This is a genomic window from Promicromonospora sp. NPDC057488 (assembly GCF_042802395.1).
Taxonomy (GTDB): domain Bacteria; phylum Actinomycetota; class Actinomycetes; order Actinomycetales; family Cellulomonadaceae; genus Promicromonospora.
Window position 1 is genome coordinate 22,736 of the sequence record NZ_JBHVEG010000070.1, and the last position, 7,587, is coordinate 30,322.

Genomic DNA, 7,587 nt, shown 5'->3' on the forward strand with positions numbered 1-7,587 from the left:
AATCCTGGAGCACACTCATGTCGCGCAACCCATCTTCCCGATCCGCGGATCTCCGCCTCCCGCCGGGCAACGACCCCGGCGGCGCGCACGAGCTGGGCCAGAACCTGCTGGTCGACACGCAGGTGATCGACCGGACGGTCGCCCTGGTCCCCCGCGCCGACCGGCCGCTGGTCGAGTGGGCCGCCGGACGCGGGGCGCTGACCCTGCCCCTGGCCCGGCTCGGCCGGCCGGTCGAGGCCGTCGAGATCGACCCGCGCTCGGTCGCGCGGCTGGGGCGGATCGCCCCGGGGAACGTCACGGTCACGCGGGGCGACATCCTGCGCCACGCACCGCCGTCCGAGGCGTACGACCTCGTGTGCAACGTGCCGTTCCACCTGACCACCCCGGTGCTGCGGCGCCTGTTCACACTGACCGGCTGGCAGCGCGCCGTGCTGATCACGCAGTGGGAGGTCGCGCGCAAGCGTGCCGCCGTCGGCGGCACCACGCTCCTGACGGCCCAGTGGTGGCCGTGGTTCACCTTCGGCCTGGACCGGCGGGTGCCCGCCTCGGCGTTCCGGCCCCGGCCGAGCGTCGACGCCGGGCTGCTCGTGATCGACCGGCGTCCGGAGCCGCTGGTGCCGGTGGCCGACCTGGGCCGCTACCAGCGGTTCGCCGCCGCCGTCTTCAACGGTCCCGGCCGGGGCGTCCACGAGGTGCTGGCCCGCACCGGCGTCGGGCGGGGCGACGTCCGGCGCTGGGCGCGCGCGAACGGCGTCGGGCCCGGTGCCCTGCCCCGCGACCTGGACGCCCGGGCCTGGGTGGACGCGTACACGACGAGCGTGCGGCGGCGGTCGAGATGAGACCCATCACGTGATGCCCAGCGGTTCGCCATGAGTCCGGCATGACGATGCTGTCGAATAGGGCACATGTCGTCGAACGCCGCCGCGCCGCCGAGCGCACCCCGCCGTCCCCGCCATCGCTGGATCGTCGTCCTGGTCTCGGTGGTCGCCGTGCTGGTGGCGCTCGGCGTGGCGGCCGAGGTGCTGCTGCGCGGCGTGATCGACGACCGGATCGAGGCCGCCGAGACGGACCTGCCCGCGGGCGTCACGGTGGAGCGGGACGACACGCCCGCGCTCGTGCAGCTGGCGACCGGGCGGGCCACCGTGCGGGCGGAGGTCTCCCCGGAGGCCCTCACCGACATGGCCCGCTCGGCCACCGAGCTGCCGGAGCTGCAGGTCGCCCCGCAGTCCGGCGGCCTGGTGGCGCAGGTGCCGCTGTCCATCGCGGGCAGCGAGCAGAACGTGGACGTCGCGCTCTCCGTCACCGCCGAGAACGGCCGGGCGGTGCTGCGCGCGGAGTCCGTCGAGTTCGCGGGCATCTCGCTCCCCCTGGCCGCGGTGGCCGACCAGCTCGGCAACGACCAGCTCAACCAGCTCGTCGAGGGCGTGGCGTTCCCGGAGGACGAGACCGAGGTGACCATCTCGTCGGCCCGGGCCACGGAGAACGGCCTGGAGCTGGGCGCGGAGGTCGCGATCTGGTGATGAGCGACGGGACTTGAACCCGCGGCTCGGGCCTCTCGGGCGTTCTTTACGGGCCGCTGGCCGGGCACCCGTGAAAGGGTGCCCGGATGGGTCGGAGAGCGTTGCTGGTGGTCATCGCCGTGCTCGGCGCGGTTCCCGTGCTGAGCGGTCTCCTCGGGATCGTGGTCGGACCGGAGGCACTGCCGGGCGGCGGGCCGGTGAACGCCACGATCGACAGCGAGTACCGGTTCGTCAACGCGTTCTGGCTCGCCGCCGGGCTGCTGATCTGGTGGAGCCTGCGCGACCCGGTGCGACGCGCCGACGTGACGCGGGTGATCCTCGCGATCGCGGCCCTGGGCGGCGTCCCCCGGCTCGTCTCGGCCGCCGCGACGGGCTGGCCGCACCCGGTCTTCGTCGGCGCGCTGGTGCTCGAGCTGGTCGTGGTGCCGCTGGTGATCTGGTTGCACGTGCGAGTGTTCCCGCGGACGTCCGGCGTGGTTCGGGACGGTCGGGCGTGAGCGCGACGCCGACGGCGAGCACCGCGCTTGTGGAGGTTTCCCGATCTGCCGTGTACCAGCGTGAACGTGGCCGGTAGGTACCCGGCGCTCTTGGGGGAGAGCGGCCCGCGCGGCGGTCCCGGCCGATAGCGTCCCGCGGGACACCGACCGTCGCGCGAAGGGGATCCGATGAAGGCCGACCACTACGACGAGTTCGCGGCGAGCTACGACGCCGAGAACGCCGGGAGCCTGTTCAACGCCTGGTACGAACGACCGGCGATGATCCGCCTCGCGGGCGACGTGCGCGGCCGCAAGATCCTCGACGCGGGCTGCGGCTCCGGGCCGCTGTCCGCCGAGCTGCGCGACCGCGGCGCCGAGATGAGCGGGTTCGACGGCAGCCCGGAGATGATCGAGATCGCCCGCCGCCGGCTCGGCGACGACGTCCCGCTGACCGTCGCGGACCTCGCCCAGCCCCTCCCGTACGCGGACAACGCCTTCGACGACGTCGTCTCCTCCCTCGTGCTGCACTACCTCGAGGACTGGGAGCCGCCGCTGGTCGAGCTGCACCGGGTCCTCAAGCCGGGCGGCCGGCTCATCCTCTCGGTCAACCATCCGCTCGCCCGGCCCTTGCTCTTCCCGGAGGAGGGCTACTTCGGGGCCTGGCAGTTCACGGACGAGTTCGAGTTCGCGGGCCAGCCCGGGACGCTGACGTTCTGGCACCGCCCCCTGCACGCGATGTCCGACGCCTTCGCCGCCGCCGGGTTCAGCATCACGTCCATGGCCGAACCCGCGCCGTCCCCGGACACGCCGCCCGAGCTCCTCCCGCCACGCATCGCCAGCGGCGAGCGGCCGGCGTTCGTGTGCTTCCTCTTCTTCGTCCTCGAGGCCCGCTGAGGGCACCGACCTCCTGGGAACGGGCGCGGGCACCAGCCGCCTGGCCGGCCGGAAAGACGTCGCCACGCGCCCGGTCTGCGTGCCATCCTCCGGGCACGCCCCGCACGATCGTGTTCCGACCCAGCTTGACGGCGTCGGCCGAGCGAGCCCGGGGCGCGTCGTGAGGCGGCTGCACGGCCACACCTGGCGCACCTCGGTCTCGACGACGACCCTCGACGGACGGGCGAGGCCTCGTCGAGGAGAGCCCCGCGTTCCTCGCGTCCCGGCCCGACGGACACTGCTGCGCCGAGCTCACTCTCGGCACGCAGCGCTTCCACATGCGCAACCGAAGCCCCTTCGCCTACCTGCACGTCCAGCTCTGCGAGTCACACCGCTGACGGTCGCGCTCAGCCCGCCCAGCATGCCCATCACCTGGCCAGGCGCGTCACTGCCCCGACGCATGCGCCCTCCACCACGTGTCGTCGACCGGCGTCTGCTCGAGCTGCTCCGTCCTCGTCCGGACATGCTCGACGACGGCCGCCGGCAGCCGCACGGCGTGCTCTTGTAGGTAGTGCGCCAGCCCCTCCGGCCACACGTACATCCCGTCGGTGTACTCGAGGGAACCGACCCGCTCACCGCAGAACCGGCACTCCGACAGCCCCATGAAAGCCACTCGCACGGTCCCCGCGGACAAGTAGAAGGTGACCTCGTCGCGCTCGTCCTCGTCCCAGTCAGGATCGACGAAATCGCGGGGGTCCGGCCATCCGGGGCTCGTGTGCGGTCCGTCCCAGTAGCCGAGCCGGATCAACGCCGGTCGTTCTGCCTCGCTGCTCACGAACAGGATCGTTCCACGGCACGAGAAGCCCGAGCGAGCGGGCCGACCCCCGCGCAAAGTCGTACTCCGCGGGGTGTGTTGCTCTGAGTCGACAATGTCTACCGAGAGCAACACACCCCGGGCAGATGTGTTCTCCCCGCGCCGCACCCCACCATCAGACGGGCGCCGGCACCGCACCAGTAGCCTGGCCGGCATGCCTTCCGACGACGTCGCCGCGTTCGAGTTCTGCCAGGTCATGACCACCGTATCGACGCGGGCCGACGCCGAGGCACTGGGCCGCTCGGCCGTCGAGGCCCGGTTGGCGCCGTGCGCGCAGGTCGAGGGTCCGATCACGAGCGCGTTCTGGTGGGACGGCGCGGTGCAGGTCGAGGAGGAGTGGCGGGTGGTGTTCAAGACCCCGACCGACCGGTACGCGGGCCTGGCGCAGCACATCCTGGACCACCACGCCTACGACGTGCCGGAGATCATCAGCCTGCCGATCCTGGCCGGCACCGCGGACTACCTCGGATGGATGCGCGCCGAGACACGCGCGGGCTGAGACGTGCGCGAGCCGAGCGACGTCAGCTCAGCACCAGGCTCGCGACTTTGCCGCCCCGCAGGTCGAACTTGAACGGTCCGGTCCCGTTGAACCTGTTGCTCGTCACCTTGATGGTGACCGTGTAGGCGTCCGGCCCGTCGCCCGGCGCCACGGACACCAGGTCGAAGTGGCTCTTCATCCCGATGTTGTCGGTCTCGTTCCAGCTCCGGACGCCGTCGGGGCCGTGGAACTCACGCCCCCAGTCGTTCAGGTACGCGTCGTCGGTGAACGTGGCGACGAAGCGCTCGGTGTCACCGGCGTTGGTCGCGTCGATGAACTCCTGGATCGCGGCGGGCAGGTCGGGAGCAGCCATGGAATGCCTCCTGGGTGGTCGGTTGCCCCGACCATAAGCAGGACGTGCCGCGCTGCGCAGACCGGCGGGGGAACCTCCAAGCACGCGCTCCGGCCTTAACCGTTTCACCCCGTGGTCTCGCCCGGCCCGGCTCCGGACAGTGGTTCCTGCACGCGCCGTGGCGGGCCCCGCCAGGCGCACCTGTCCGAGCACCTGGAGGAACCCATGTCCGTCCGTGCACGCACACGCGGCCTGACGCTGGCCGTCGCCCTGGCCCTGGTCGCGCCCTTCGCGACGGTCGCCGTCGTCGCAGGAGACACGGTCACTGCCGCACCCGCCGCCGCCCACGGCTCCGTGACCGACCCGCCCACCCGCAACTACGGCTGCTTCGAGCGCTGGGGCAGCGACCACCTCAACCCCGAGATGGCCGACCTGGACCCCATGTGCTGGGGCGCCTGGCAGGCCGACCCGAACGCCATGTGGAACTGGAACGGCCTGTACCGGGAGAACGTCGGCGGCAACCACGAGGCCGTCATCCCCGACGGGCAGCTCTGCTCCGGCGGCCGCACCCAGTCGCCGCGCTACGACTACCTCGACACCCCCGGCGAGTGGGTAGCCAAGGACGTGCCGCAGCAGTTCCACCTGACGCTGACCGACCAGGCCCAGCACGGCGCCGACTACCTGCGCATCTACGTCTCCAAGCCGAGCTTCGACCCGACCACGGAGGCGCTCGGCTGGGACGACCTCGACCTGGTCCAGGAGACCGGCTCCTACCCCGCGCAGGGCACGTACGAGACGGACGTCGACCTCAGCGGGTACAGCGGCCGCGCCGTGCTGTACACGATCTGGCAGGCCTCTCACCTCGACCAGCCGTACTACCTGTGCTCGGACATCAACATCGGCGGCTGACCACTCGTGAATGCGGGATCTTCGCCCCGGCAGGCATGTCGGCGGGACGAAGATCCCGCACTCACGCGCGAGGCAAGCAAACGCAAAGCATCGACATGATCGATACCTGAGACAGATCTTGTCTCACAGTGGCTGCCCGCGTAACCTGCACGAGTCGAGCCAACCACTCGGCACGGAACACGCAGCCGCGCGGCCCTCCGGCCGCCACACGCAGGGAGGACGTCTTGAGCACCGTGCGCTCCGCACTCCCCACCCGTCTTCTTCCGGTCGCCGCGCCCTCGATGTGCGTGACCGGCTGCTGCCACCGAGGCTGTCTGTAGAGCGTCCGCACGCACCTGACCGCGCCGGGACCGCCCGCGTGGCCGGGTCGCCAGCGGGACGCTCCGGCCCCGACACCTGCCCCAGACGCTCGACGCCGGCCCCGAGGCGCGCACCCGCACGACCGGGGCGCCGACGTCGGGCAACGCACGAACCAAGCCAGACCCGCCACCCAGCGAAGGAAGAACAATGGCCCGCATCTACGACGACGCGACCAAGCTCATCGGGAACACCCCGCTCGTCAAGCTCAACCGGCTGACCGAAGGACTCGAGGCGACGGTTCTCGGCAAGCTCGAGTTCTACAACCCCGCCAACTCCGTGAAGGACCGCATCGGCGTGTCCATCATCAATGCCGCCGAGGAGTCGGGTGAGCTGAAGGAGGGCGGCACGATCGTCGAGGGCACCTCGGGCAACACGGGCATCGCCCTGGCCTGGGTGGGCGCGGCCCGTGGTTACAAGGTGGTCCTGGCGATGCCGGAGACCATGTCCAAGGAGCGGCGTGCGCTGCTGCGCGCGTACGGCGCCGAGCTGGTGCTCACGCCGGGTGCCGAGGGCATGAAGGGCGCCGTCGCGGCGGCCGAGAAGATCGCGCAGGAGCGTCCGGGCGCCGTGCTGGCCCGCCAGTTCGCCAACGCCGCCAACCCGGCGATCCACCGCGCCACGACCGCCGAGGAGATCTGGGCGGACACCGACGGCGAGGTCGACATCCTCGTGGCCGGCATCGGCACGGGCGGCACCATCACCGGCGTCGGCCAGGTGCTCAAGGAGCGCAAGCCCGAGGTCAAGGTCATCGCGGTGGAGCCCGAGGAGTCGCCGATCCTGAACGGCGGCCAGCCCGGCCCGCACAAGATCCAGGGCATCGGCGCCAACTTCGTGCCCGACATCCTGGACCGCGAGGTCTACGACGAGGTCATCGACGTCAACCTCGCCACCGCGATCGACGCCGCGCGTCGTGCCGCGAAGGAGGAGGGCCTGCTGGTCGGCACCTCGTCCGGCGCCGCGCTGTCGGCGGCCCTGGAGGTCGCGAAGCGGCCGGAGAACGCGGGCAAGACGATCGTCGTGATCATCCCCGACTTCGGCGAGCGCTACCTGTCCACGCCGCTGTTCGAGGGCCTGGTCGACTGATGGCCCGGGGGCGCGGGCTGCTCGGGGTTCTTTCCGACGACCTCGACGCCGCGCGCGCCCACGACCCGGCCGCGCGGTCCCGCCTGGAGGTAGCGCTCGCCTACCCGGGCGTGCACGCCCTCTGGGTGTACCGCGCGGCGCACCGCCTGTGGCGGGTCCCGGCGATGCGCCTGCCCGCGCGGCTGCTCTCGCAGTTCGCGCGGGCGGCGACCGGGATCGAGATCCACCCGGGCGCCCGGCTGGGGCAGCGGATGTTCATCGACCACGGCATGGGCGTGGTGATCGGCGAGACCGCGGTGGTGGGCGACGACGTGATGCTCTACCACGGCGTCACCCTCGGCGGCCGGTCGCTCAGCCGCGGCAAGCGCCACCCCACGCTCGGCGACCGCGTGACCGTCGGGGCCGGGGCCAAGGTGCTCGGTCCCGTCTGGATCGGCGACGACGCACAGATCGGCGCCAACGCCGTCGTCGTCAAGGACGTGCCCGCCGGGGCCGTCGCGGTGGGCATCCCCGCGCGGGTCCGGATGCCGAAGGCACCGGTCGCGGAGCGCTCGCGCAACGAGGACCCGTCGGAGCTCATCGAGTACTCGATCTGAGGCGCCCGGCCGCGTGGCGGTGCGCCGCCGCGCGGAGGGCGCGGATGCGGGTGGTCGGCAGAAGGT

General features: G+C 72.0%; 10 protein-coding genes. 8 read left to right on the plus strand and 2 right to left on the minus strand.

Translation table 11 applies throughout. The features are described 5' to 3' along the window. The first annotated feature begins 17 nt into the window (after positions 1–17). The 4 genes from erm (at position 18) to ACFU5G_RS15755 (ending at position 2,890) form a co-directional block, all read left to right on the plus strand. Positions 18–839 (plus strand): 23S ribosomal RNA methyltransferase Erm, encoded by an 822-nt coding sequence (gene erm / locus ACFU5G_RS15740; protein WP_377246301.1) that lies wholly within the window; start codon positions 18–20, stop codon positions 837–839. 66 nt (positions 840–905) lie between these two features. Beyond that, positions 906–1,520 carry a hypothetical protein gene (locus ACFU5G_RS15745; protein WP_377246304.1) on the plus strand — a complete coding sequence of 205 codons (615 nt, stop codon included), beginning with the start codon at positions 906–908 and terminating at the stop codon, positions 1,518–1,520. A gap of 86 nt (positions 1,521–1,606) precedes the next feature. Beyond that, positions 1,607–2,017: a DUF4345 domain-containing protein gene (locus ACFU5G_RS15750; RefSeq protein WP_377246307.1), complete on the plus strand. Its 411-nt coding sequence runs from the start codon at positions 1,607–1,609 to the stop codon at positions 2,015–2,017. A gap of 168 nt (positions 2,018–2,185) precedes the next feature. Continuing rightward, a complete protein-coding gene (locus ACFU5G_RS15755) occupies positions 2,186–2,890 on the plus strand; it encodes a class I SAM-dependent DNA methyltransferase (RefSeq protein WP_377246310.1) in 705 nt (234 codons plus the stop codon). Positions 2,891–3,314: 424 nt separating this feature from the next. Here ACFU5G_RS15755 and ACFU5G_RS15760 read toward each other — a convergent pair whose 3' ends face one another. Further along, the gene (locus ACFU5G_RS15760) at positions 3,315–3,704 is read right to left on the minus strand and encodes a hypothetical protein (protein ID WP_377246313.1); all 390 of its coding nucleotides are present in this window, start codon (positions 3,702–3,704) and stop codon (positions 3,315–3,317) included. Between the two features lie 193 nt (positions 3,705–3,897). Here ACFU5G_RS15760 and cutA point away from each other — a divergent pair, with 193 nt between their 5' ends. Next, complete coding sequence (gene cutA / locus ACFU5G_RS15765) at positions 3,898–4,242, plus strand: divalent-cation tolerance protein CutA (protein ID WP_377246316.1); 345 nt, start codon at positions 3,898–3,900, stop codon at positions 4,240–4,242. A gap of 22 nt (positions 4,243–4,264) precedes the next feature. Here cutA and ACFU5G_RS15770 read toward each other — a convergent pair whose 3' ends face one another. Next, complete coding sequence (locus ACFU5G_RS15770) at positions 4,265–4,594, minus strand: nuclear transport factor 2 family protein (protein ID WP_377246319.1); 330 nt, start codon at positions 4,592–4,594, stop codon at positions 4,265–4,267. 204 nt (positions 4,595–4,798) lie between these two features. Here ACFU5G_RS15770 and ACFU5G_RS15775 point away from each other — a divergent pair, with 204 nt between their 5' ends. The 3 genes from ACFU5G_RS15775 (at position 4,799) to epsC (ending at position 7,521) form a co-directional block, all read left to right on the plus strand. Further along, complete coding sequence (locus tag ACFU5G_RS15775; protein ID WP_377246322.1) at positions 4,799–5,482, plus strand: lytic polysaccharide monooxygenase; 684 nt, start codon at positions 4,799–4,801, stop codon at positions 5,480–5,482. A gap of 507 nt (positions 5,483–5,989) precedes the next feature. Continuing rightward, positions 5,990–6,925 carry a cysteine synthase A gene (cysK, locus tag ACFU5G_RS15780; protein WP_121385660.1) on the plus strand — a complete coding sequence of 312 codons (936 nt, stop codon included), beginning with the start codon at positions 5,990–5,992 and terminating at the stop codon, positions 6,923–6,925. Continuing rightward, positions 6,925–7,521, plus strand: coding sequence for a serine O-acetyltransferase EpsC (gene epsC / locus ACFU5G_RS15785; RefSeq protein ID WP_377246325.1), 597 nt, complete (start codon positions 6,925–6,927; stop codon positions 7,519–7,521). Before cysK ends, epsC begins: the two co-directional genes overlap by 1 nt. Positions 7,522–7,587 lie beyond the last annotated feature (66 nt).

Coding starts and splice junctions, on each gene's coding strand:
- cysK (WP_121385660.1), top strand. CDS start 5,990: ATGGCCCGCATCTACGACGACGCGACCAAGCTCATCGGGAACACCCCG.
- epsC (WP_377246325.1), top strand. CDS start 6,925: ATGGCCCGGGGGCGCGGGCTGCTCGGGGTTCTTTCCGACGACCTCGAC.
- cutA (WP_377246316.1), top strand. CDS start 3,898: ATGCCTTCCGACGACGTCGCCGCGTTCGAGTTCTGCCAGGTCATGACC.
- ACFU5G_RS15745 (WP_377246304.1), top strand. CDS start 906: ATGTCGTCGAACGCCGCCGCGCCGCCGAGCGCACCCCGCCGTCCCCGC.
- ACFU5G_RS15770 (WP_377246319.1), bottom strand. CDS start 4,594: ATGGCTGCTCCCGACCTGCCCGCCGCGATCCAGGAGTTCATCGACGCG.
- erm (WP_377246301.1), top strand. CDS start 18: ATGTCGCGCAACCCATCTTCCCGATCCGCGGATCTCCGCCTCCCGCCG.
- ACFU5G_RS15775 (WP_377246322.1), top strand. CDS start 4,799: ATGTCCGTCCGTGCACGCACACGCGGCCTGACGCTGGCCGTCGCCCTG.
- ACFU5G_RS15755 (WP_377246310.1), top strand. CDS start 2,186: ATGAAGGCCGACCACTACGACGAGTTCGCGGCGAGCTACGACGCCGAG.
- ACFU5G_RS15750 (WP_377246307.1), top strand. CDS start 1,607: ATGGGTCGGAGAGCGTTGCTGGTGGTCATCGCCGTGCTCGGCGCGGTT.